Genomic DNA, 24,370 nt, shown 5'->3' on the forward strand with positions numbered 1-24,370 from the left:
CTGGTGGTGGTTGCGGTAAGTGTCTTGCCCGTCCCCACGGGGCCGCTCGCTCGATGGCTCCCCGACTGTCATTGTGCCACAGGGACGGTCGGGACGCTTGTAACTCTGCTGGGTGTGGGCACTCGCTGTGGACGTATTGTGGGCTATATAGCGGGCAGTCGTCAGGCGTGCCGACACGACACGGCGGCTACCACTCCTTGCAGTCCGGACAGACCAGCCCCGACTCATCGCGCCAGCGCGCCTCGACGGTCGCGCCGCAGTCGGCGCACTCGGCGCCGTCGGGCGACCAGTCGTAGGTCGAGTGCGCCGGGTCGACGGCGGCGGGTGCGAGCGGCGGGGCCTCGTCACCGTCGGCGTCGGCTGGTGACTCGTCGACCGTCTCGGTGGCGTCCGCCGGCTCCTCGGCCCCGTCGACCGGGTCGGCTGGCTCGGTCGCTGCCCCCTCGTCCTCGGTCGCTTCACCCCCGCTCTCCTCGTCCCCGCCACCGAGGAACTCGTCGAGCGAGGCGTCGCGGGTCATACCGGGGGGAGGGGCGCGGGGGCGTTAGCCCTGACGGTGCCCGGCGCCCCGCTACGGGCCGGCAACGGACAGACTGAAGGTCCGAGCGTCGAAGGGCCGACCATGGCAGAGACCGGTATCACGCCCGCGGAGGCCATCGACCTCGTCGTGACCAACGTCCTGAGCGACCCCATCACGCTCGTGCTCGTCCTGCTGGGCGCGCTGTTCGTCGGCGGGTCCTCGGCGATGCTGGGCTACCTCTCGCTGGGCGCCGTCGTCGAGCAGCTGGGCCAGCTCGTGCCCGGCGGCCGCTCCCCGCCGGGGGGCGAGGAGCGCAACTGAACCGGCGAGAGGGTCCGTTCTCCGCGCGCCAGCTACTCCCGGATTCCCGCCTCGCAAGCGGCCGCGCCGGCCAGCTCGATGGCCGTCTCGAGGTCCGGACCGAGCGGCGAGCCCACCACGAGCGAGTCAGCGTGCTCGAGAACGCCGGCCATCCGCTCGGCCACCGTCTCGGGGGTGCCGGCCATGCAGAACGCGTCGACCATCGCGGGCGTCACCTCGTCGAACGCGGCGGAGAAGTCGCCGGCCGAGAGGTGCTCGCCGATGCGCTCGGCGCGGTCACCGTCGAGACCGTGCCGGTCGAGCACCGGCGGCGCGGCGCCGGCGGCGATGAACGCGACCGGCTGGACGGCCAGTTCACGGGCGGCGTCGGCGTCCTCGGCGACGGAGATGCTGGCATAGGCGGCGAGGTCCACGTCACCACGGTGGTCGGGCCGGCCCTCGGCGCCCTCGTCGACGCGGTCGCGGGCCCACGCGAGGTCGTCCGGGTGCGAGCCGTTGAACAGCAGGCCGTCGGCGTGTTTGCCGGCCATCCGGCACATGTGGGGGCCCTCGCCGCCCACGTAGACCGGGATGTCACCCCCCTGCGGGGGGGCGAACTTCAGGCCCGCGCCGCTGGCCTGGAAGGTGCCGTCGTGGTCGACGGTCTCGCCGCTCCAGAGGTCGCGCGCGACGGAGAACGACTCCAGCACGGAGCGCAGGCCGCGCTCCTCGTCCAGACCGAGCGAGCGCAGCGCGGAGGGGTCACCCGGCCCGACGCCGTACACCGCGCGGCCGCCGCTGGCCTCGTCGAGGCTCGCGACGCGCGCCGCGAGCGTGACGGGATGGGTCTCGTACGGGTTGATGATGCCCGGACCGACCCGGATGTCGGTGGCGCGGGCGATGCGGTCGCAGGCGACGAACGGGTCGCGGTTGAAGAAATGCGAGGAGACGAAGGCGGTGTCGAACCCCGCGTCCGCCGCGCGGACGCCGAGGTCGGCGATGCGGTCGACCGGATGTTCCGGCGTGAGTTCGATTCCGAGCATGGTTTTCGGTGGGTTGTCGATGTTTTCGGTATCTCCGGTAGATTCGTGCCGTAGTTCAGGTGTTCTCGAGTAATATCGTCAGGCGTCCGTGTCGTGCGAGTCGCCGCCGAAGCTCCACTCGCGGAGTGCCTGCCGGACCACGTCGTCGTCCTCCGAGCGGAACAGGTTCTCCGAGCCGGCGTGGTCGCCGAACTCGAAGTCCCGGACGACGGCGACGGGCGTCCCGCCCGCGCCCTCGCCGGTCACGAGGTTCGCGGCGGCAGCGAGTTCGTCGACGACGGACTGGACGGTTGCCTCCAGCTCCCGACCGTCGCGGTCGTGTTCGCCGCGCCAGTCCCGCGAGGCAGGGAGGCCGGCCCACCCCACCGCGACGCCGCGCTGGCCGTAGCGGAACGGCCGCCCCGACGTGTCCGTGACGACGACGCGGTCGGCCGGGAGCGACTCCCGGAGCGCCGCGGCGCTCGCGCTGGGCGCCTCCGGCAGCAACAGCAGGTCCCCGTTCGGCACGTTCGAGCGGTCGATACCGGCGTTCACGGTGATGTGGCCGAACTGCGTGACCGCGAGGATGAACGGCGCTTCGAGGAGGAGTTCCTCGCTCTCCGCGAGGACGGCCTCCGCGAAGCGCGGGTCCTTCTCCTCGCCCTGGATGCGCCCGAGCCGGTCGGCGATGCGCCGGGCCCGGTCGCTCGGCGGGAAGTCGTCGAGCGATGCGGTGCGACCCTCGGCCTTCGAGACGACGGTGCTGGCCACACAGACCACGTCGTCCGGCCGGAGGTCGACCTGCTCGTCGACGAGCGCGGCGAGGTCGTCGCCCTCGCGTATCTCCGGCAGTCCCTCGACCGCGAACACCTCCATACGTGGCATCTCCTCGGTGGCGGGCACACATAAGGAGCGCCGATACCGGCGAGTCGGCGAGGGTAGGTCTTTGCTCGTGATATCGGTGCTGGCGGCGACGGCGACGGGACCGCCTACGAAGCCCTCGCGCTCTGCGGGGCCGGGCCTCGCTGCGGTCCTCGGTCGCGATGCTCCCTGCGGTCCTTGCGTCGGCCGGGCACCGCGCAGATCGCTCGCCCTTCGAGTCCGCCAGGTATCGGCTGTTCCACGGATGCTGTTCCCCTGCCCTTCCCCGGGTCGCGCGGCACTCGCGGGCAAGCCGCTCGGCACGCGCTCCCGGCCAGAGAGCGGTTGCTCGGTCGAATCAGCAACAGGGCGGGACTGAAACGGGCCGTCATCGGCGGCGGAGTCTCGTAGCTGTCCTCGTCACCGTCACCACCACACGGTTCCCGACACGTTCATACCCGCCCCAGCGCACACTCCGGTCAGAACCACCAGTGGCGCGCTTCGCGTACCCGTGTCCGGACTGTCGGACCACGAGCAACCTCCACGACGCCGACTGCGAGCACGACGGCATCACCCGTGCGGCCGTCGAGCGCGCGTACGTGGACATCCTCTCGGTCCTCTCGCGGCGACCGGTCGGGCACGAGTCGCTCCCCGACGCGGTTCCGGGCGAGTGGGACGGACTGCACGCCGACGCGCTCGACCGCCTCGTCGCCGAGCGCCGTGTCACGGACGACGACGGACCGTTACGGCTGCTCACGGCCGCGGAGTACACCGAACTCGTCCGGGAACCGACCCACGAGCCCCTGAAGACCATCTACGAGCACGGCAGCGTCCCGGGCGCACACGACCACAGCGTCTTCGCGCTCGTCGCGTACTACGAGATGGTGGGGCTCTCCTGGCCCGAAACCCGCGAGCAGGTCATCGCGTGGCTCCGCGAGTCGGGATCCTGGGCCCGCGGCGGCTGGGAGGAGGGTTCCCCCGAGGAGGTCGTCGACGACAAACGACACGTCTACGAGCGCGGCTACGGCTGGAAACAGGCGGCCGAGGAGGCGAAAGCCGTCATCGACAGGCGTGGTTGACGGTGGGGCGAGCCGTCAGCGACCGCCGGGGTTGACGGTGGGGCGAGCCGTCATCGGCCGACGGGGTTGACGGTGAGGCGAGCCGTCAGCGACAGGCGGAGACGACGGCGGTAGTCGAGGCTACTCGCTGCTGGCACCGGGTTCCTCCCGTCGCCCGCGCAGGATGAGCGAGGCGCCGAGCGCTGCCATCGCGAGCGTGAACAGCGTGAGAGCGCCGAGCGCGATGAGTGCGGGGGTCCCGGCGTCGCCGGCCACCCCACGGCGCACGGCACGGACGGCGACGTACGCGAACATCAGGCCCGAGCCCGCCAGCAACCCGCCGACTGCCGTCCGGCCGTCCATGCCTCGCCTTCGGGAGCGTCCCACTTACCCGGCCCGGTCGAGCGAGCGGGGCGGCGTGGGGCAGGGCCGCTCCCGAATCCGGGTGACGTGTCCGGTAGCTCCATACGAAACGGAGGGGTCCAGCCACGAGCGAGCGCCCGGAACCCGGACGAGCGGGGGCGACTCCACTTCCACCCCGCCCAGCGAACCCTTATCCACGAGGACGCGGTACGACGGCGTAATGGCGGCCACGGACGCCGAGGGCGGGCCCGACTACCTCGACCGGCCACTGCTGGTGCCGGGCTTCCTAGAGGACCGCAGCTACCAGACCCAGCTGGCCGATGCCTCATGCGACGGCCACACGCTGGTCTGCCTGCCCACCGGCCTCGGGAAGACGACGGTCTCGCTGCTCGTCACGGCACACCGGCTCGCGGAGTACGGGGGCAAGGCGCTGATGCTCGCACCGACGAAGCCACTCGTCGAGCAACACGCCGCGTTCTACCGCGAGGCCCTCGAGATTCCCGACGACGAGATCGTCGTGTTCACGGGCGAGGTCAGCCCGGACGACCGCGCCGCGGTCTGGAACGACGCCCGGGTCGTGATGGCCACGCCGCAGGTCATCGAGAACGACCTCGTCGGCAACCGCATCGACCTCTCCTCCGTCGTCCACTGCACCTTCGACGAGTGCCACCGCGCCACCGGCGACTACGCCTACAACTACATCGCCGAGCGCTACCACTCAGACGCCGACAGGCCGCTCGTCACCGGCATGTCGGCCTCCCCGGGCGGCGACGAGGAGGAGATACTCGTCGTCTGCCGGAACCTCGGCATCGACGACGTGGAGGTGATGACCGAGGCCGACGCCGACGTGGCCGAGCACACCTACGAGACGCAGGTCGACTGGACCCACCTCGACCTGCCCGACGAGGTGCTGGCGATCCGGGACGCGCTGAACGACGTCATCGCCGAACGGCTGGAGCAACTCAAGCAACTGGGCGTGACGAACTCGACGGACCCCTCGATGTCCCAGAAGCAGCTGAACGCCATCCGTGCGAAACTGCAGGAACTCATCAACAACGGCCAGTCCGAGGGGTACGAGGGGATGAGCGCGCACGCCGAGATCATGAAGCTCCGGCGGGCGGTCGAACTGGTCGAAACCCAGTCCGTCGAGAGCCTGCGGCGCTACTTCGAGCGCCAGCGTAACGCCGCCCAGTCCTCCGGCGCGTCGAAGGCGGCCCAGCGCTTCGTCTCCGAACCGCGCGTGAAAGAGGCGATGCGGAAGGCCGAGGCGTTCGACGACCTCCACCCGAAGTTCCGGAAGACCCGGCTCCTGCTCGCCGAGACGCTCGGCATCCAGGACGGCGAGCGCGTCATCGTGTTCACCGAGTCCCGCGACACCGCCGAGTCGCTCACGGAGTTCCTGAGCGAGAGCTTCGACGTGCGCCGGTTCGTCGGGCAGGGCGACAAGGAGGGCTCCGACGGGATGACCCAGACCGAGCAGAAGGACACCCTCGACGCCTTCCGGAACGGGGAGTTCGAGGTGCTCGTCTCCACCAGCGTCGCCGAGGAGGGGCTGGACGTGCCCGATGTCGACCTGGTGCTGTTCTACGAGCCCGTCCCGAAGGGCGTGCGCTCCATCCAGCGCAAGGGCCGGACCGGCCGCGCACAGGAGGGGCGGGTCGTCGTCCTCATCGCCAACGACACCCGCGACGAGGCGTTCTACTGGATCTCCAAGAACGAGGAGAAGAAGATGGAGGAGGAGCTCCGGAAGCTGAAGGGCGCCGAGCAGGACATCGAGGCGGAACTGGACGACTCACAGCAGTCGCTGGACTCCTTCGACGGAGACGCCGGCGACGCGGACGCGGGGGGCGAGGAAGACACGAGCGGCGACGGCGACGCACCCGAAACGGGGGCGTCCGGCACGGCCGATACCGGGAGGGACGCGGACACCGCGAGCGACGACCGGAGCGGCGGGTCGGACGGCGGACAGCCGGGGCTCGGTGACTTCGCGGGCGAGAGCGACTCCGACGGGGCCGACAGCGATGGAGCGACCGACGACGGGGATGACAGCGAGGAGGATGGCACCGACCCGGCGGACGAGGGCCTCGTCGCCACGGCCGGCGGCGACCCCGATGCCGAGGACATCGAGATCGTCGCGGACCAGCGCGAACTCGACTCGCATATCGCGCGCGACCTCTCGACACGCGAGGGCGTGACCACTCGACTCGAAACGCTCGCCGTCGGCGACTACGTCCTCTCGGACCGCGTCGCGGTCGAGCGCAAGTCCGTCGACGACTTCCTCGATACGCTGCTGGGCAACGACCGCTCGATGTTCGAGCAGGTCGGCGACGCCGCCCGGCATTACGCCCGCCCGGTCGTCATCCTCGAAGGGGAGCGCCTCTACGAGAAGCGCAACGTCCACCCGAACGCCATCCGGGGCGCGCTCTCCTCGCTGGCCGTGGACTTCGGCGCGAGCGTTCTCCAGACCCGGGACACGGACGAGACCGCCGACCTGCTGGAGGTGATCGCCCGGCGCGAGCAGGACCGCGACGACCGCGAGGTCCGCGTCCACGGGGAGAAATCCTCGAAGACGCTGGCCGAACAGCAGGAGTACGTCGTCTCCTCGGTCGCCGAGGTCGGCCCCGTCACCGCCCGGGCGCTGCTGGACCACTTCGGCAGCGTCGAGGCCGTGATGACCGCCGACGCCGACGAACTGAAGTCGGTCTCCGGGGTCGGTGACGTGACCGCGACGCAGATCCGCGAGGTCGTGAGCGGCGAGTACGACCCCTCGTGATTGAATCAAGCAGATAGCCCGCCGGTTCCGGGTACAGGAAGCGCGCGGGCGCCCTCACTCGCGAACCCGCGACCGAAGGGAGCGTGGTGAGCAACTCCGGCGCCCGCGCGGGGAGGTGTGGGGACACCCTGGCTCGCTGGAACCACCACGTTCGTCTCTCGACCCGAAACAGAACCCCCTGGCAGAATCGAAGGTGAGCCGAGCGAAGCGAGGCGAACGTCGGAAGACGACGTCTTCCGGAAGGCGAGCGCTCTCGATGCATCCCGGACGACGCAAGCACCGCAGCGACCGGAGGGAGCGAGGAGCGCAACGAGTCCCGGAGGTGAGCGCCGACGGCGCGAATCAGGGAAGTCGCAGCCCGCGCAGGCCGAAGGCCGAGCAGGAACGTCTTCCCGTGGGTCGAGAGCGCGAGGACTCCGTAGGTGTTCCTGTCGTCGCGGCAGCCGTGAGAGAGCGCGAGGACTCCGTAGGTGTTCCTGTCGTCGCGGCAGCCGTGAGAGAGCGCGAGGACGCCGTCGGAAACACTCAATTTATGGACGTGGTATACCCTCAACATACAGATATTCCGAGTAAAGAACCGAATACTCCACCAAATTGCCAATATCAGCTATTATTCCGCATCCCGAACCGCTTCCAGCGCCTCCGCGGCCTCCCGGGTCGCCGCCAGGAACTCCCGCTTGCGGCCGGGGTCCTCCTCGGCGGCAGCCTGCTCGGCCAGTCGGTTGACCGTCCGGGTGAGGTGCTGGCGGGCGGGCATCAGACCGGACGCATCGCCACCGGTCGGCGCCTGCGGCGCGGCGTTCGGCTGCGAGCCGCCGGTCGACTGTGATCCACCGGTCGACTGTGCGGAGCCCTGCACGGGCGACGGGTCGGGCTGTCCCGGCGTGGACTGCTGGGTTCCCGTCTCCGGGGCCTCCGACGCCTCCGCCTCGGCAGCCGGCTCGGACTCGCTCTCCGTATCCCCAGCGTCGGGGGCGGGCGTGTCGACCTCTATCTCCTCGTGGCCGTCCGTAGTCGGCTGGGACTCGGCTCCCTCGTCGGCCAGCGGGTCCTGCGCGGCGGCCTGCCCGGCGGTCGCCTGCTGTCCGTCGCCGCTGGCGACCTCGCGCTGGCAGGACGGGCAGAACTGGCGCCCCTCGTGGCGGAAGATGGGGTCGCCACACTCCGGACAGTGGATGTCGGTCATCGTCGCCCCCTTCAGCAGGAGCTCGCTCAGCCGCTCCGTCTGCTCGCGGTCCTCCGCCTCCTTGCCGTACTTCTCCTCGAGCTTCCGGCGCTCCTCCTCGCGGTCGAAATCGTCGCTCATGCCCGTGAGTTTCCCGCGAGCGCGCAAAAGGTATGGGGATAGTCCGTTCCGCAGTCGCTGCATACGCGCGAGCAGGGCCGGACCCCGTGTCCCGCTTGCAGTCGGACGTAGTCCGACGACGAAGCGAGCGCGTTTCACCGCTGGCTCCCTCCGGTCGCCAGCGGCATTTCTTCCGAACGTTTTTTGTGCCGAGTGGTGGCCTCGGCGGCCGAGGCCACCCGCGGCGTCAAAAGGGCTCGTTTAGAGCGCGTGCTCGGTGTCGTACGAGCCCAGCACCTTCACCCAGCCCTTCCCACAGATACCCTCCAGTTCCTCGAGGGCGGCCTGCGAGCGGTCCTCGTAGAGGCCGGCGTTGAAGTCGATGTGGAAGACGTAGTCGCCCAGCCGCTGACCGGAGGGACGGGACTCGATGCGCGAGAGGTTGATATCGCGGTCGGCGAAACACTCCAGCAGCTCCAGCAGGAGCCCGGGGTAGTCGTTACCGGGGTAGACGACGATGCTGGTCTTGCCGCCGGCGTCGCTCCGCTCGGACTGGGGCGCGATGACGACGAACCGGGTGGTGTTGGAGTCCTGATCCTGGATGTCCTCGGCCAGGACGCGCAGGGTATCGCCGCCGTTGTCCGGATGGCCGATCGCCGCGATGCTGGCGTCCTCGCGGGCGCGCTCGACACCCTGCGAGGTCGAGGCGACCGCCTCCAGCGTCGCGTTCGGGTACTCCCGGTCGAGGTACTCACGACACTGTGCCAGCGCCTGCGCGTGGCTGGCGACGACCTCGAACTCGCCGGTCTGGGCGAGCAGCGCATGCCGGATCGGGGTGACTATCTCCCGGACGACGGCGACGTTCCGGTCGGCCAGCGCGTCCATCGACTCCGAGACGGAGCCCTCGATGCTGTTCTCGACGGGGATGACGCCGCGCTGGAACTCCCCGCCCGCGACGCCCTCGACGATACCCGTCACGGATTCGGCGAACTCGATCTCCTCGTCGGTCGCGATGGCTCGCGTCGCGCGGTGCGAGTACGTCCCGGCGGGACCCAGCGTCAGCGCTCTCATCGAACGGCGATACAGGGGACGCCGGCAAAAGCGCGTCGGGTGCCCGGGGGCCCGGTCAGTCGTCGGCGGAGGGGTCGGACTCGGGCTCGGGCTCGGGGTCCCCGATGTCGACCTCGTGGCCGTTCCTCGCACCGTCACCGACGCGGCCGGCCGCGAGGTTCTCGATGTCGTCCAGCCCGAGCATCTCGCGCTCCTCGGCGTCGAACTCGCGGCCCTCCAGGGAATTGCCGACATCGATGACGCCCGCGTCGCTCCCGGAGAGGTGCTTCCCGTAGCGCCCGACGAGCGAGGTGAGTTCCTGCGGGAGGACGAACGTCGTCGACTCGCCCGCGCCGATGCCCTGGAGCGTCTCCATCCCTTTCTCGATGATCGCGCGCTCGCCCATCGAGTCGGCCGCGCGGGCCCGGAGGACGGTCGCGACGGCATCACCCTGGGCCTCGAGGACCTGCGACTGTTTGGACCCCTCGGCGCGGATGATGTTGGCCTGCTTCTCCCCCTCCGCGCGCTCGACGGAGGAACGGCGCTCACCCTGGGCTTCGAGAATCATCGCGCGGCGACGGCGCTCGGCGGCGGTCTGCTGCTCCATCGCGTCCTGGACGACCTGCGAGGGCTTGACCTCGCGGACCTCGACGGCCTCGACGCGGACGCCCCACTCGTCGGTCGGGCCGGCGAGTTCCTCCTGGATGCGCTCGTTGATGCGCTCGCGCTGGCTCAGCGTCTCGTCCAGCTCCATGTCGCCGATGACCGCCCGGAGGGTGGTCTGTGCGAGGTTGAGGGTGGCGTTCCGGTAGTCGTCGACCTCGAGGAACGCGCGCTCGGCGTTCATCACGCGGATGTAGACCACCGCGTCCGCCCGCACGGGGGAGTTGTCACGCGTGATGGCCTCCTGGCTCGGCACGTCCAGCGCCTCCGTCCGCATGTCGAACTGGTACGTGTCGGAGACGAACGGGATGACGAAGTGGATGCCGGGGTCGAGCAGGCGCTCGAACGCGCCGAAGACGGTCAGCGCGCGCTTCTCGTAGGCCTGCACGATCTGGACCGACGAGGAGATGCCCGCGATGACGATCCACAGCGCGACGAGCCCGATGACCAGGCCCGGGGTGAGGTTCAGCTGGCCGATCGCGAGCCCGAGGATGACGGCGGCGAGGACGACGAAGTAGACGAGCCGCCCGGCACCCGGCCCCTCGTCGAGCGTCGCCGCGCCGTCCCCGGGGTCCGGCATCTCGTTCTCCCGGTCGGAGCCCTCGGCGGTGAGCTTGCCGAGTTCGTAGAAGATACCGCCGGAGCCCGAGTTGGAGGACGAGGACCGCGAGCGGGACATGGAGACAGGTTGGCCCCGTCGGGCAATAAAACTGCACCCCGAACCGGAGAAACTGCACCCCGAACCAGGGGTGCTGTGCGGACGGCCACCTCACAGCGCCCGGTCGACCCGCTCGGCCGTATCCGGACCGACCCCCTCGACGCTCGCGAGTTCCTCGCGCGAGGCCGCGCGCACCCCCTCGACGCTGCCGAACCGCCGGAGCAGGCGCTTGCGCAGCTCGGGACCGACGCCGTCGACATCGTCCAGCGGCGTCGAGACCTCGTCCCGGACCTGCTGGTGGTACGCGACGGCGAAGCGGTGGGCCTCGTCGCGGACCCGCTGGAGGACGTGGAGGTGGGCGGCGTCGTCGGACCAGTCGTGGACCCCGTCGGGCGTGACGACGAGTTCCTCGGCCTTCGCGAGCGCGACGGCGGGCACGTCCCAGCCCGTCTCGGCGAGCGCGTCCTGCGCGGCGCCGAGTTGCCCCTCGCCGCCGTCGATGAGCAGCAGGTCCGGGTTCGGTCGGTCGTCGCGGCCCTCAACTGCGCGCTCGGCGCGCCACGCGACGAGCCGGCGCATGTTCGCGTAGTCGTCGTTCTCGTCGGCGAGGCGCTTGCGCCGGTAGTCCGACTTGTCGGCCTCGCCGTCGACGAACGTCACGTTCGAGCCGACGACGGCCTTCCCGCCCGCGTGACTCACGTCGAACCCCTCGATGCGGCGGGGCCGGCGGTCGAGCGAGAGCGCGTCGCGCAGGGCCGCGAGTTCGTCGCGCCCGGCATCGCGCGAGCGGGCGTTCTTCAGCGCGAGGTCGACGAGTGTCGCCTCCCGGCCCGCGCCGGGAACGCGGACGGCGACGCCCTCGGCTTCGAGCCACGCCGTCACGTCGGCGTCGTCCGGCCGCTCCGAGAGGAGCAGCGCGTCGGGCAGCTCGCGTTCGGCGTAGTACTGGGTGAGGAAGGCCGAGAGAACGGCCGCGACGCGGTCCTCGCCCTCCGGCGCCGCGAGCGAGTGGCGCTCGCGGTCGACGAGCTTGCCGTCGGCGCTGTGGAGTCGGGCGACGGTCGCGTCACCCCCCGAGATGGCGACCCCGAGCACGTCGACGGCGCGCTCCTCGCGGTCGCCGGCGTGGACGGCCTCGCCACCGCCGCCGTGGAACGTCTCGACCGCGTCGAGGCGGTCCCGGAGGTTCGCCGCGCGCTCGAACTCCTGTTCGTTCGCGGCGGTCTCCATCGCGTCCCGGAGCGGGTCGGCGAGGACACCCGTCTCGCCTTCGAAGAAGCGTTGCACCGCGTCGACATCGCCGCCGTAGCCCGACTCGTCGATCTCTCCCGTGCAGGGAGCCGTACAGAGCCCCATCTCGTAATCGAGGCAGGGCCGGTCCCGGCCCTCGAACTTGTGGTCCGAGCAGCCCCGCAGTCCGTACGTCTCGCGGAGCGCCTTCACGACCGTCTCGACCCGGCCCATCTCCGTGTACGGCCCGTAGACGGTCGCATCGGGGTCCGGATCCCGTGTCACCTCGATACGGGGGAACTGGTGGTCCGTGAGCTGGACGAGGGGGTAGGACTTGTCGTCCTTCAGCCGGACGTTGTAGCGAGGCTGGTGGCGTTTGATGAGGTTCGCTTCCAGCAGGAGTGCCTGTGTCTCCGTGTCCGTGACGGCGGTGTCCACGCGCGCGGCACGCTCGACCATCCGCCGGATGCGCTCGCCGCGAGGGTCAGCATACGATCGCACGCGGCTCCGCAGGTCGACAGCCTTCCCCACGTAGAGGACGGTTCCGTCGTCGTCCTCGAACTGGTAGACGCCGGGACTCGTCGGGAGGTCGGCGGCGCGTTCCCTGACCGCGGCCGCGTCCATGCTGTCCACGACTCGGCGCGCGACGGACATGTGGGTGTCGGCTGCGGACGCCGGGAGCGACCGTGGCGCCAGCCCGGCCCGACGGGAAAACCGCGCGACTGCGCCCCTCCGTGCGGGGGTTTAACTACCTGCACGCCCACCGCCCGGTATGGACGTGCGGGACGCCGTCGAAGCCGACGCCGACCGGCTCGCCGAGTTGACCGGCCAGCCGTCGGACGTGATGCGCAACCTGGTCCACGACCGGACGGTTCGGGTGGCCGTCGAGCCACCGGACGAGGACGGCGAGGACCTGGACCTCGAGGGGGAAGCGAGTCGGGTCGTCGGCTTCGTGAGCTACGACGCCCAGAACGGGGCCGTACACATCACTCAGTTCGAGGGGTCCCTCGAGGCCTGCGAGCGCCTGCTCGACGAACCGCTCCGGTTCGCCCGCGGCGAGGGGATGCCGGTCGAACTGCTCGTCGCGGAGAACGAGGACGAGAAGCGCGACATCGCCGAGGCCGCCGGCTTCCGCCACGAGGGGCGCGGCCCGACGTTCGACGGGATGCCGACGGTGCGCTACCGGCACGAGCCGACGCGAGTAGAGCAGTAAATATCCAGATAGCGCTATAGGGCCCTGTTGAAACCCTCAACTGCTGACAGCATCGGCGTGACCGATACAGAGGATAGATTCAATAACTCCAAGGAGATCTCCGAGATCAATCCCTCGGATTCCCCCGGACCTCGACCCAGGGGCCAATTGCCTCAGGACATAATGCACAGCAATATATTGAATACAATCACCCGGTGAGGGTAGTCACATGTCGGACGGTATCGGCCATCGACTCAGAAACCTCGGCCTCCTGTTTATCGATGTGGCATTCGTCGCACTTTGCGCAGCAGTAGTGTTGTTCAAACCCGATGGATGGGAGATAAGCGATGTAACGTGGTGGCAGTGGTCGGTTGCATCTATATTATTCGTCGGGCTTACGATAAGATCGATTCAAAAGTTCAGAAATAGGGCAGAATGACTCAAAAAGGCGGAAAAATTGATAATTTTCATCCAAATCTTCATTGCTCCCTCTTGTCATAGGATTGTTCACTCCTGACCGACTCGCGCGCTGTATGCAGCACGGCTCCAACGATATATCAGCGGTTGAGAGTTTCAACAGAGTCCACTATATGAATTCGAAATGAGTTCTTATAGATTTACCAGCCTATATCGTTATATCAGAGCACCATAATACGATTATACAGAATAGAAATTGACAACATGGCACTGCATACGCGCGAGCGAAGCGAGCGCGTTTCACCGCTCCGAGCGGCGAAGCCGCGAGGAGCGGCCTTTTTTCTGAACGTTCTTTGCCGCGAGTGGTTCGGCGGCTTCGCCGCCGAACCCGAGCGGGAAAAAGCTCGTTAGTTGAAGTCGTAGATCGTCATCGGGTCCGGCTTGTCCAGCCGGTGGAGGTCGACGATGGGGGCGTACGCCGTGTCGGGATTGATGTTGACGGACTGCTGGAAGTCCGTCTGCGCCTGCCAGCAACCCGTGTTGACCGCGAGGACGTTGCGGTACTTCCCGTAGCCGAACTTGTGGACGTGGCCGGTGTGGAAGATATCCGGCACCTCGTCCATCACGAGGTAGTCCTTCTCCTCGGGAGCGAGGCGGGTGTGGCCGCCGAACTGGGGGGCGACGTGGCGCTTCTTCAGGAGCTGGTACATCGGCTTGTGGGGCTCGTCGTACGAGGCCTTCTCCTCCGGGAGTTCGGCGATGACCTCGTCCAGCGAGACGCCGTGGTACATCAGGATGTTGACGCCCTCGATGGTCACGGTGGAGGGGTTCCCGACGATGCGGGGGTCGTGGACGTCCATGATGTCACGGAGTTCGTCGTCGAAGCCCGGCTGGGGTTCGGCGAGGCGGACGGCATCGTGGTTCCCCGGGATCATGATGATCTCCATGTCACCGGGCACCTCCTTCAGGTACTCCGCGAACGCCTCGTACTGCTCGTAGATATCCACGATGTCCAGTTCCTCGTCCTGGTCCGGGTAGACCCCGACGCCCTCGACCATGTCCCCCGCGATACAGAGGTACTCGACGCGTTCGGCCTCCTCGGTGTGGAGCCAGTCGGCGAAACGCGACCACGCGTCGGCGAGGAACTCCTGGCTGCCGACGTGGACATCAGAGATGAGGGCCGCTCGGACGGGTCGGTCGGCCGTGTTCGGCCGGTACGTCCGGGGGATATCCGGGAAATGGAGGTCGTCGACGAAGAGGATGGAGCCGTCGCCGCTCACGGAACCCTCGACGGCGATGACCTCGTCGAGCAGGAGTTCGTTCACGTGGTCGGCGATCTCCTTGTCCTTCATGACGAGGCACGGGAACGTCCCCCGAGGGTCCTCCAGGTCGATCATCCAGTGGCCGCTCTTCGTGGAGTTGATCTCCGCGACCATCCCCACGAGTCCGGTCTCGCCGCCCCCGTCCCCGGCGCTGCCGAGTGTGTCCGTCGAGCGGTGGTTGACGCGCCCCTTCAGGTGGCGCGATAGCCGCTCGTAGCGGTCACGGAAGACGGCGACGAAATCCTCGTACCGGCCGGTTCCGGTCGAACGACCGGTGATGTCACCGCTGATATCGATGGAACGCAGGGAGGGGTCGCGCCCTCCGACAGCAGACCCCTCTGTTTCAACTGGAATATCGTCCGTTGTATCGTCTTCAGGCGCCGAGAGAGGGTCGTTGTCACCATCTGTTCCAGTCGAAACGGAGGGGTCCGTCCGGGCGGTATCGTCGGTCGTGTTCCCCCTACTGGAAAGGTCACCGGTCGGGTCCCCCCCGCTGGAAGAGTCGGCCGTCGGCTCCTCCTCGGGAGCGTTCGCGGCCGTGGCGGCAGCACCGCCGTCGCTCGCGGTGGCCCCGCGGTTGCCCGCCGGGGGCGTCCCGGTCGTATCCGGTCGGTCGGCCGTTCCGGCTCCCCCGCCGGCGGGAGTCCCATCGGCCGTCGCCTCGATGGCGGGTCGGACGTCCGCCGCAGTGAGTCGAGTGGTTCCCGAGAGGCCTGTGTCGGTGAGGTGCGCGATGGCAGCTTTCGGGTCCGGCGCGTTGGCCAGCAGCGTGACCGCCTCGCGGTCGGCGTTGAACCCGTGGCTGGCGAGCGCGCGGGCGACGGCAACCGGCTCCTCGAGAGGCACAGCAACAGGTGGCCGGGAGAGGGCAAAAACGCTACGGGCCAGGACAAGCGAAGCGGTCCCGAACAGAACGTTGAAACGCCGTCGGGCGGAACCCCGGGTGATGAGTGACCCCGGTTCGGGCGACGGTGATGTGGCCGATACCCCCGATTCAGCGGGCGATGCGGCCGAACACCGAACCTCGCCGGACCGCCGGTCCGACGGCGATAGCGGACCGGCCGGTAGTTCGCCCGGCGACGGCTCGCCCGGGACCGCGCCACGGACCACCGACGATCCGGAGCCGGAGACGCCGGTCGAGTGGGTCAAGTGGTTCTTCTCCACCGACCACGGAGCCGTCGTCTACATCCGAGAGGTCGTCTCGAGCGTCGCGCTCGTGTTGCTGGTCGGCCTGCTGCTGTTCGCGGTGAGCGGCCTCTGGCCGCCGATGGTCGCCGTCGAGTCGGGATCGATGAACCCACACATGGAGCGTGGCGATCTCGTGTTCGTCATGGAGGAACACCGGCTCGCGGCGCCCGCGGCCTACGACGACACCGGGGTCGTGACCTACCAGACGGGACAGCGGACCGGCTACACGAAGTTCCAGCTGGCCGGTGATGTCATCGTCTACCAGCCGGACGGGAACGACCTGACGACCCCGATCATCCACCGGGCCCGCTTCTGGGTCAACGAGAGCGAGAACTGGGTCGCCAACGGCAAGGCCCAGCCCGAACACCTCGGCGGTGCCGAGAGCTGTGGTCAGCTCTCGCAGTGCCCCGCACCCCACGCCGGCTTCATCACGAAGGGCGACGCGAACGGCCGGTACGACCAGGTATCGGGCCTGTCGGAGCCGGTGAAACCGGCGTGGGTGGTCGGGACCGCCGAGTTCCGCATCCCGTGGCTCGGCAACATCCGCCTCTGGGCCGGGCAGGCCACACTCGAACGGAGGACGGTGGGTGCTGCCTCGGCTCTCGAGCCGGGGACAGAGAGCACTGCATCGGCCGGAACCGGAGTGAAGGCGAACGGAACTCCCGGAGGAGCGAACGGAACTCCCGGAGGAGCGAACGGAACCCCTGGGCAGTGTGGCTGGGGCTGAGGGGGAAGATATTCAGCCGACCGCCCAGAGCGGGTGAGCGTGGTCGACGACGGCCCCGAGACGCTCCGGGAACGGGTTCGCTGGTTCCTCTCGACCGACACCGGTGTCGTCGTCTACCTCCGCGAGGTCCTCTCCACCGTCGGGCTCGTTCTCCTCGTCGGGCTGGTGCTGTTCGCCGTCAGCGGCCTCTGGCCGCCGATGGTCGCCGTCACCTCCGAGTCGATGGAGCCCCACCTGCAACGTGGTGACCTCGTGTTCGTCGTGGAGGAACACCGGTTCCCGCCGGGGAGCGCCCACGCTGACACCGGGGTCGTTCCGGCCCGCACGGGCGTCAAGACCGGATACCGGACGTTCGGCGCGCCCGGGGATGTCGTCATCTACCGGCCGCGGGGGGATACCGCCAGGACCCCGATCATCCACCGGGCCCGCTTCTGGGTCAACGAGAGCGAGAACTGGGTCGCCAACGGCAAGGCCGACCCGGCGTCTCTCGGGGATGCAGAGAGCTGCGGCCAGCTCTCGCAGTGCCCCGCGCCCCACGCCGGCTTCATCACGAAGGGCGACAACGCCGCGACCAACGCACGGTACGACCAGGTGATGGGACTCTCACCCGTCGTCCGACCCGAGTGGGTGGTCGGGACCGCCGAGTTCCGCATCCCGTGGCTCGGCAACGTCCGCCTCTGGGCGGACGATACCCTGCTGACCGTCCGGGCCGCGAACGTGACCGTCCAGGACCGCGAGATCCAGGATGGAACCCTAGACAGTCACCAGAACGGAACCCTAGACAGTTCCGAGAACAGGGGCCGAGCCGGTCGTCGAACCGACGGCCGAGGTCAGTTATCGAACCGCGTCTGGACGAGCGGCTGGGCGTCCTCGACCTCGCCGATGCGCGAGTCCGACAGGAGGACCGCTTCGGTCTCCTCGATGGGCACGGAGAGGGAGATCTCCTTCGTCCGGCCGTAGCGGCCCTTCGAGACGACGACGGCGTTCACGATGCCCAGCATGTCGAGTTCGGAGATGAGGTCGGTGACGCGGCGCTGGGTCAGCACGTCGGCGTCGATCTCCTGGCAGAGGCGCTTGTAGATGTTGAACACCTCGCCGGTGTTGATATTGTGGACGCCGTTCTTCTCCAGCAGGGTGGTGGCGTAGAGGACGAGCTTCGACTGGGTGGGGAGCGTGCGCACGACCTCGACCACGCGGTCGAGTTCAATCTTCTCCTGGGCCTGCCGGACGTGCTCCTCGTTGACCATCTCCGTGCGGTCGCGCTCGGCGAGCTCGCCTGCCGTCCGGAGGAGGTCGAGTGCGCGTCGGGCGTCCCCGTGTTCCTGTGCCGCGAAGGCGGCACAGAGCGGGATGACGTCCTCGGTGAGGGATTCGGGCTTGAACGCGACGTCCGCGCGCTGCTGGAGGATGTCCCGGAGCTGGGTCGCGTCGTACGGCGGGAAGACGATCTCCTCCTCGCCGAGGCTCGACTTGACGCGGGGGTCGAGGAAGTCGGTGAACTTCAGGTCGTTCGAGATGCCCATGATGGAGATGCGGGAGTTCTCCAGTTCGGAGTTCATCCGGGAGAGGTTGTAGAGCGTGTCGTCGCCGGACTTCTCGACGAGCTTGTCGATCTCGTCCAGCATGATGACGACCACGCGCTCGTGGTAGTCGACGGCGTCGAAGAAGGCGCTGTAGACGCGGTCGGTCGGCCACCCCGTCATCGGGACCGGTTCGAGCCCGTCGAGGTCGGCTTCGAGCTCCTCGATACGACTCTCGAGCGCCTCCTGGGTCGCGAACTCCGTCTCCGCGAGGACATCCGGGGTGGGTTCGTCGGCGGTCCGATCGGCCAGCTCGCGGAGGTCCGCCAGCTTCTCCTCGACGACCTGCTCGTTCTTCTCGATGAACTTGTTGGCGAGCTGGGCGAGGACGCGGTACTGCGTGTCGGTCACCTCGCAGTTGATGTACTCGACCTCACAGGGGACCTCGTACTTCTGACTCGTGGATTCGAGTTCCTCACTGACGAACTTCGCGCTCGCGGTCTTGCCGGTGCCCGTCTTCCCGTAGATAAGGATATTCGAGGGCGTGTCCCCGCGGAGCGCGGTGACGAGGATGGTCGCCATGTTGTTGATCTGCTCCTCGCGGTGGGGGAGTCGGTGGGGCGTGTAGGAGGGCCGGAGGACCTCCTTGTTCTCGAAGATGGGCTCGCCCGAGAGGAGGTCGTCGAACAGGCCGCGCGAGGCCTCGTCCGGGTCCTCGCCCTCGTCATCGAGGACGATCTCGTCGAGGTCGAGGTCCACATCGCCGAGCGTGTCGTCACTACCCTCGGTGCTCGCGTCGGTTGCGGCGCCGTCGTGGCTCGCGCCCGCACTGGAACCGGTGCCCCCGCGGACGGAGGCGCCGTCTGGTGCAGAGAGGTCGTCGGGCGCACCGACGGAGCCATCGAGGGAGTCCGGCGCGCCGTCGCTGGAGGACGCCTCGGCAGTGGTCGACTGCGAGGACGATTCGGAGGCTGCCGACGACGCCGCGGAGGCTGCCGACGGCTCCGAATCCGGCCGGTCCGTCACGACGGCGCTTCCCTCCTCGACCGCCTCCTCCTTCTCCTCCCCCTTCCCCTCCCCCTCGGTCGAGCCGGGCTGCCCATCCTCCGTCTCCCGCGCTTCGGTCCGCTCCGATGTCCGGTCCTTCGGGTCGTCGTGTCCGTCTGTATCGGTCATGCTGTCTCTCTGTCCCGCGTCGGCGTGTCGTGATGCCCCCAGTTTCAGGTGGAAGTTCGCTGCGCGGCATCACGTTCGGGCCGTTGGACGCGGTCAGCGGCCCGAATAACCCCAGATGGAACGTATCGGGGTTCCAGTTGATGCAGGAGAACGGGTGGTTGTGAGTATCTTAAACGTTGTGGTGAGTGTGGAGTGGAGGCGAGCGGAATCGGATGGAGTAACTCATAGCTATCGGATAAGCTCCGGATAGCGTGGCAGCTTCGGGACGTGAGCTGAGGATAGCGTCTCCGGATCTCCGGATTCCCTGACAGTGGCTGTCGTGGCGACCAGCGCCGCGACTGGGAGTGTCGGGGAGCGGTGGGTGGCGGAGCGGTGGGTGGCGGAGCGGTGGGTGGCGGAGCGGTGGGTGACGGGAAGGGGCAAGGAGTGGAGGCAACCCCCCCACCCCTTCGTTTCGGGTGGAGCGGAGAAGGACGGTGGGGTGGGGTCCCGGGGAGGGTTATTAGAACTAGAAACCTTTATATCAAAGATTGTGCAACGATACCCGTAGAACTAGCAGAAAGCGGTTTGGATGGATGAGATCCACTCCAAACCGTTCTAGACTAGCTATATCACTTCTAGAGCTTTCTCGACAACTGTGAGGCCGGACACAACGTGCTACCGCAGTCTCCCGTCCCCCACCCGATTCCCGTTCCACCCGAAACGAAGGGGTGGGGGGGTTGCCCGTGACGGGCTCCCACGACACGAGTCACCGTGAGTGTACGGGTCCCATGCGGGACGGGCTCAGTCTTGACCAGTCTTGACCAGTCTTGACCAGTCTGCGCCAGGCCAGCTCGCGGGCCGACCTGCATCGGGCGACCGGGCGAGTCCGTCCCGTCTAGTTACTGCCAACCACCGAGCCTTTCCCAGCCGCCGAATCCTCCCGGACGCCGAACTATATGAAATCTGACAGAGTATCGGATGACGCGCGTCAGACGGCCGCCTTGGGCTTCAAATCGACCGTCTTCGCCAGTATCCTATCTGGTTATTTATATATGTCTGACGCAGACTTAAGTGGTTCGGGTTCGGCAGTATCGGCAGAGCGCCCCGGTCCATCGGGCCTGGGTGCGGGAGGATAGGATGGGTCTGCTCACAAGCATCAGATCGAGCATTTCAGAGCTCTTCGCGGCCGACGAGCCGAAGCGAATCGGCATCTACGGTCCCCCCAACGCGGGGAAGACCACCCTGGCGAACCGCATCGCCCGTGATTGGACGGGCGACGCGGTGGGCCCGGAGAGCCATGTACCGCACGAGACGCGCCGGGCGCGTCGGAAAGAGAACGTCGAGATCAAACGGAACGGGAGCTCGGTGAACATCGACATCGTGGACACGCCAGGTGTGACCACCAAGGTCGACTACACCGAGTTCCTCGAGCACGACATCGAGGAGGACGACGCCATCAGGCGGTCGCGGGAGGCGACCGAGGGCGTCGCCGAGGCGATGCACTGGCTCCGGGAGGACGTCGACGGCGTCATCTACGTGCTGGACGCCACGACCGACCCGTTCACGCAGGTGAACACGATGCTGATCGGTATCATCGAGAGTCAGGACCTCCCGGTCCTGATTTTCGCCAACAAGATCGACCTGGAGGACGCCTCCGTCCAGCGTATCCGGAACGCGTTCCCCCAGCACGAGACCGTCCCGCTGTCGGCCCTCGAGGGCGACAACATGGACGAGGTCTACGACAAGATCGCGGAGTACTTCAGGTGATAGTATGGCAGAGCTAACCACCGGTGACGACGGCAACAGCCCCATGGACGGCGTCCAGATCGACCTGATCAGCGCCGAGCGGATGGAGGGGCTCCGGACGATGGAGAAGATCCGGCTCATCCTGGATGGGGTCAGGGACGGCAACATCGTCATCCTCGAGCGCGGGCTCGACCCCGACGAGGAGTCGAAGCTCATCGAGGTGACGATGGGCGAGATCCAGCCGGACGGCAGTGAGGGGAACGGGTTCACCGGTATCGAGATCGAGACCTACCCCGGCGGCAGGCGGGACACGTCCGGAATCCTGGGCCGTGTTCTCGGCAAGAACGAGGAGTCGAAGCTGACGGTCATCGGCCCGGCGAACCGCATCGAGACGCTCCACAAGGACGAGAACTTCATCCGGACGCTCATCCGGCGCCGCTGAGGCGACCGGCGAGACGGTCCGGAGTCACCCAAGCGGAACGGAGCCACGGACCACGGAACGCGACGTCACCAACACACGGACCACCACGCCACGACCGATGCCACACCAGTGTACCACGTGCGGGCACGTCTTCGATGACGGCTCCAAGGAGATGTTGAGCGGCTGCCCGGACTGTGGCGGCAACACCTTCCAGTTCCACCCGAAGGGTTCGGATATCCCCGAGACCCCGCCGGATGCCGACCCACCCGAACCGGAGGGGTCGACCGCCGCGAACACGGTCGGCCGGGCCGCCACGAAGGTCCGTGATCTCGTCTCGAGTGACGATGACTCCGAGCCGGACTCGACGGCGGGGCCCCCGGAAACCCCACCGACGGACCCGGGTCGAGCCACCGGGTCGGCGGGTACGACCCCGGGAACGGCCGGTGATGAAACCCGAAACAGGCGCGGTAGCGAAGCCCGAAGCAAGCCCAGTAGCGAAACCCGAACGACCAGCGATACGGCCGCCGGAACGGCCGCCGGATCCGCTCCCGACCCGAACGCCACCTGGCCGAGCGAGGAGGGCCAGGCCCAGCAGTCCGACCTCGAACCCGACGACGACGGCATCATCGACGCGGACGCCCGCGAGGCCGCTCGCGCAGTCGGGGAAGCCGACGAGGGCGGCGCCTCGACAGAACCGGATGCCGAGGGCGGCGCCTCGACAGAACCGGATGCCGAGGGCGGCGGCTCGATGGACCCGGACGCCGCTTCTACCGAGCCCGGGATGGGAGCCGCCGACGCGGCCGAGGGGCCAGTGAGCGGTGCCCGCGACGCAGGAGGGCTCTCGGACGGTCCGTCGGGCGACGGGCCGGATGAGGGCCGCGTCGTCAGCGAACCGGACGGCGACCAGCCCGACATCTCCGAGCTCCGTGAACAGCTCAACGACCAGTTCGAGTCCATCAAGATCCTCGAGCCGGGGCAGTACGAGCTCAATCTGATGGAGCTGTACGACCGCGAGGAGTACATCATCGCCCTGCAGGAGAACGGTCGCTACGTCATCCAGGTCCCCGAGCAGTGGCTCGGCGAGCAGCCCGGCGACGCCTGACCGTTCGTTGACCGTTCGTCTTCTCCACCTCGTCATCATCCACGACCAGCACCACGTCCACGACCAGCACCGCGTCCACACCGAGCGGCAGCTGCCAGCACCCGGATACCGCCCCGCCGCCCGCGACCCCTCAATTTCCGGTGGAACTCGTCCACGCAGCGGACCGGAACCCGAAGAACGAGGGGGAAGCGGCCCCTGAAATAGCCCGTGTCGCCCCGGGACTCGCCGCCGGTCGTCCTCGTGCTCACGTTCTCGCTCGTGCTGGCGTCGATGCTCACGAGTGTGCTCTCCCGGCTGGCGGCACTCCTCGGGGCCCTCGGGGCACGACTCCGGGCGGTGGCGATGCGGTTCCCGGCCCTCCTCGCACGGTTCGGGCTCGTCGAGCGTGACCGGGCCGACCGCGCATTCGACCTCGCGTTGCCCGTGATGGTGACGGGCGGGCTTCGCGTCGCACTTCGGGTCTCGGACTTCGTCTTCGTCGGACTCGCGACCGGTGCTGTCGGTATCGCCGCGCTCGAACTGGGGTTCCAGTACTACTTCGTCGCGTTCGGCATCTCGCTGGCGCTCACGTCGGGCACCATCAGCGTCGTCTCCAGGCTCACGGGCGCGGACGAACCTGCCAGGGCCGACCTCGCGGTGAAGCAGTCGGTCTGGTTGGCGCTCGGAATCGCCCTGCCACTCACCGCAGTCGCCTGGTTCTACGCACGGCCGCTCCTCGACCTGCTCGCGCCCGACGCGGAGACGGCCCGGATCGGGGCGTCGTATCTCAGAATCGTGATGTTGTCGATGGCCCCTCGTTTCTGGTCGATGATCGCCGCGCGTGCGCTCGCCGGCGTCGGGGACACGCGCACGCCGATGTACGTGCGGCTCATCACCCTCCCGACCAACATCGTCCTCAACGCGGTGCTCGTGTTCGGGCTCGGTCCCGCGCCACGCCTGGGCGTGGTGGGTGCTGCCATCGCGACGGCCGTGGCCAACACCGCCGGAGCAGCCGTCTTCGCGGCCATCTTCCTCTCCGGGCGCTGGCCGATTCGCGTCCGCCTCGGCGGGCCGCAGTTCGACCGCGACCTCGTCGCAGAGATCGTCCGCGTCGCCACCCCTCTCACGGGTACCCGGCTCGCTCGCACCTTCGGGCGGTTCCCCTTCCTCTTCGTTCTCGGGGTCCTCGGGACCCCGTACGTCGCCGCGTACGCCGTCGGGCGGCGGGTCGTGCTGTTCGCGATGATGCCAGCGTGGGGGTACGCCACCGCCGCGAGTACGCTGGTCGGGCAGGCCGTCGGCGGGGGTGACGAGGACACCGCTACCCGGGACGGCTGGGCGACCGTCCGGGTCGCGCTCGCCACACAGCTCCTCGCCGCCGTCGTCCTCGCGGTGCTGGCCGTCCCCATCGCGACCCTGTTCGGGACCGAGGATGTCGCGCTCACCGCCGAGTTCGTCCGGGTGTTCGCCCTCGGCGTCGCGGGGTTCGCCGTCTCCCGCACCACTCGCGGCGCGCTCCGTGGGGCCGGTGACACGCGCTGGCCGTTCTACGGCACGCTGTTCGGGACATACGGGCTCCGGCTCCCTGTCGCGTTCCTCGCGCTCCCGGTCGGGTACGCGGTCACGCTCGGGCCGCTGTCGTTCGCGCCGGGCCAGGGACTCGGCGTTGTCGCCATCTACGCTGCCATCCTGCTCGACCTCTACGCCAGAGCCGGGGTCAACGCCGTCCGCTTCGCGACCGGGCGCTGGAAGGCCATCGCCCGGACCGCGAGTGTCGGCGCCGGTGGTGATTGAGACGCCACGAACGACCCGGTA

Annotated in this window: 19 protein-coding genes and 1 pseudogene; 10 read left to right on the forward strand and 10 right to left on the reverse strand. The window is 68.4% G+C overall.

Annotated elements, in window-relative coordinates:
- Positions 1-187: 187 nt before the first annotated feature.
- On the reverse strand, positions 188-520 hold the full coding sequence (locus NL114_RS07440; protein WP_254824157.1) for a DUF7573 domain-containing protein: 333 nt from the start codon (positions 518-520) through the stop codon (positions 188-190).
- Positions 521-622: 102 nt separating this feature from the next.
- Here NL114_RS07440 and NL114_RS07445 point away from each other — a divergent pair, with 102 nt between their 5' ends.
- Complete coding sequence (locus NL114_RS07445; RefSeq protein WP_254824158.1) at positions 623-841, forward strand: DUF8024 family protein; 219 nt, start codon at positions 623-625, stop codon at positions 839-841.
- 32 nt (positions 842-873) lie between these two features.
- On the opposite strand, the gene NL114_RS07450 is transcribed toward NL114_RS07445, so the two are convergent.
- Positions 874-1,863, reverse strand: coding sequence for a 5,10-methylenetetrahydromethanopterin reductase (locus tag NL114_RS07450; protein WP_254824159.1), 990 nt, complete (start codon positions 1,861-1,863; stop codon positions 874-876).
- A gap of 78 nt (positions 1,864-1,941) precedes the next feature.
- Positions 1,942-2,718: a coenzyme F420-0:L-glutamate ligase gene (locus NL114_RS07455; protein WP_254824160.1), complete on the reverse strand. Its 777-nt coding sequence runs from the start codon at positions 2,716-2,718 to the stop codon at positions 1,942-1,944.
- A gap of 476 nt (positions 2,719-3,194) precedes the next feature.
- Between NL114_RS07455 and NL114_RS07460 the strand changes: the two genes are divergently transcribed.
- Complete coding sequence (locus tag NL114_RS07460; RefSeq protein WP_254824161.1) at positions 3,195-3,782, forward strand: DUF7474 family protein; 588 nt, start codon at positions 3,195-3,197, stop codon at positions 3,780-3,782.
- Between the two features lie 120 nt (positions 3,783-3,902).
- Here NL114_RS07460 and NL114_RS07465 read toward each other — a convergent pair whose 3' ends face one another.
- A complete protein-coding gene (locus NL114_RS07465; RefSeq protein WP_254824162.1) occupies positions 3,903-4,124 on the reverse strand; it encodes a hypothetical protein in 222 nt (73 codons plus the stop codon).
- A 220-nt stretch (positions 4,125-4,344) separates the two neighbouring features.
- Between NL114_RS07465 and NL114_RS07470 the strand changes: the two genes are divergently transcribed.
- Complete coding sequence (locus NL114_RS07470; protein ID WP_254824163.1) at positions 4,345-6,897, forward strand: DEAD/DEAH box helicase; 2,553 nt, start codon at positions 4,345-4,347, stop codon at positions 6,895-6,897.
- Positions 6,898-7,507: 610 nt separating this feature from the next.
- Here NL114_RS07470 and NL114_RS07475 read toward each other — a convergent pair.
- From NL114_RS07475 to NL114_RS07490, 4 genes are all read right to left on the reverse strand, one after another.
- Complete coding sequence (locus NL114_RS07475; RefSeq protein ID WP_254824164.1) at positions 7,508-8,203, reverse strand: Sjogren's syndrome/scleroderma autoantigen 1 family protein; 696 nt, start codon at positions 8,201-8,203, stop codon at positions 7,508-7,510.
- Positions 8,204-8,443: 240 nt separating this feature from the next.
- A complete protein-coding gene (gene pheA / locus NL114_RS07480; protein WP_254824165.1) occupies positions 8,444-9,253 on the reverse strand; it encodes a prephenate dehydratase in 810 nt (269 codons plus the stop codon).
- A 55-nt stretch (positions 9,254-9,308) separates the two neighbouring features.
- Positions 9,309-10,574, reverse strand: a complete 1,266-nt coding sequence (locus tag NL114_RS07485) for an SPFH domain-containing protein (RefSeq protein WP_254824166.1) — start codon at positions 10,572-10,574, stop codon at positions 9,309-9,311.
- A gap of 90 nt (positions 10,575-10,664) precedes the next feature.
- Positions 10,665-12,407 (reverse strand): excinuclease ABC subunit C, encoded by a 1,743-nt coding sequence (locus NL114_RS07490; RefSeq protein ID WP_254824690.1) that lies wholly within the window; start codon positions 12,405-12,407, stop codon positions 10,665-10,667.
- 148 nt (positions 12,408-12,555) lie between these two features.
- Here NL114_RS07490 and NL114_RS07495 point away from each other — a divergent pair, with 148 nt between their 5' ends.
- Both NL114_RS07495 and NL114_RS07500 read left to right on the forward strand, forming a co-directional pair.
- A complete protein-coding gene (locus NL114_RS07495) occupies positions 12,556-12,996 on the forward strand; it encodes a hypothetical protein (protein WP_254824167.1) in 441 nt (146 codons plus the stop codon).
- Positions 12,997-13,204: 208 nt separating this feature from the next.
- Positions 13,205-13,414 (forward strand): hypothetical protein, encoded by a 210-nt coding sequence (locus NL114_RS07500; protein ID WP_254824168.1) that lies wholly within the window; start codon positions 13,205-13,207, stop codon positions 13,412-13,414.
- 385 nt (positions 13,415-13,799) lie between these two features.
- Here the strand turns inward: NL114_RS07500 and NL114_RS07505 are convergent, their stop codons facing one another.
- A complete protein-coding gene (locus NL114_RS07505; protein ID WP_254824169.1) occupies positions 13,800-15,560 on the reverse strand; it encodes a DNA-directed DNA polymerase II small subunit in 1,761 nt (586 codons plus the stop codon).
- Between the two features lie 100 nt (positions 15,561-15,660).
- Here NL114_RS07505 and NL114_RS07510 point away from each other — a divergent pair, with 100 nt between their 5' ends.
- Positions 15,661-16,629 (forward strand): S26 family signal peptidase, encoded by a 969-nt coding sequence (locus NL114_RS07510; RefSeq protein ID WP_254824170.1) that lies wholly within the window; start codon positions 15,661-15,663, stop codon positions 16,627-16,629.
- A gap of 830 nt (positions 16,630-17,459) precedes the next feature.
- On the opposite strand, the pseudogene NL114_RS07515 reads toward NL114_RS07510, so the two are convergent.
- Positions 17,460-18,902 (reverse strand): annotated as a pseudogene (locus tag NL114_RS07515) (Cdc6/Cdc18 family protein); the annotation flags it as partial.
- Between the two features lie 1,542 nt (positions 18,903-20,444).
- Here NL114_RS07515 and NL114_RS07520 point away from each other — a divergent pair.
- From NL114_RS07520 to NL114_RS07535, 4 genes are all read left to right on the forward strand, one after another.
- Complete coding sequence (locus tag NL114_RS07520) at positions 20,445-21,074, forward strand: Era-like GTP-binding protein (protein WP_254824172.1); 630 nt, start codon at positions 20,445-20,447, stop codon at positions 21,072-21,074.
- Positions 21,075-21,078: 4 nt separating this feature from the next.
- Positions 21,079-21,495 carry a DUF2073 domain-containing protein gene (locus NL114_RS07525; RefSeq protein WP_254824173.1) on the forward strand — a complete coding sequence of 139 codons (417 nt, stop codon included), beginning with the start codon at positions 21,079-21,081 and terminating at the stop codon, positions 21,493-21,495.
- A gap of 97 nt (positions 21,496-21,592) precedes the next feature.
- Positions 21,593-22,576 carry an OapC/ArvC family zinc-ribbon domain-containing protein gene (locus tag NL114_RS07530; protein WP_254824174.1) on the forward strand — a complete coding sequence of 328 codons (984 nt, stop codon included), beginning with the start codon at positions 21,593-21,595 and terminating at the stop codon, positions 22,574-22,576.
- A 270-nt stretch (positions 22,577-22,846) separates the two neighbouring features.
- Positions 22,847-24,349, forward strand: coding sequence for an MATE family efflux transporter (locus NL114_RS07535; protein WP_434084113.1), 1,503 nt, complete (start codon positions 22,847-22,849; stop codon positions 24,347-24,349).
- The last annotated feature ends 21 nt before the right edge of the window (positions 24,350-24,370 follow it).

This window comes from Haloglomus halophilum, from assembly GCF_024298885.1.
Taxonomy (GTDB): domain Archaea; phylum Halobacteriota; class Halobacteria; order Halobacteriales; family Haloarculaceae; genus Haloglomus; species Haloglomus halophilum.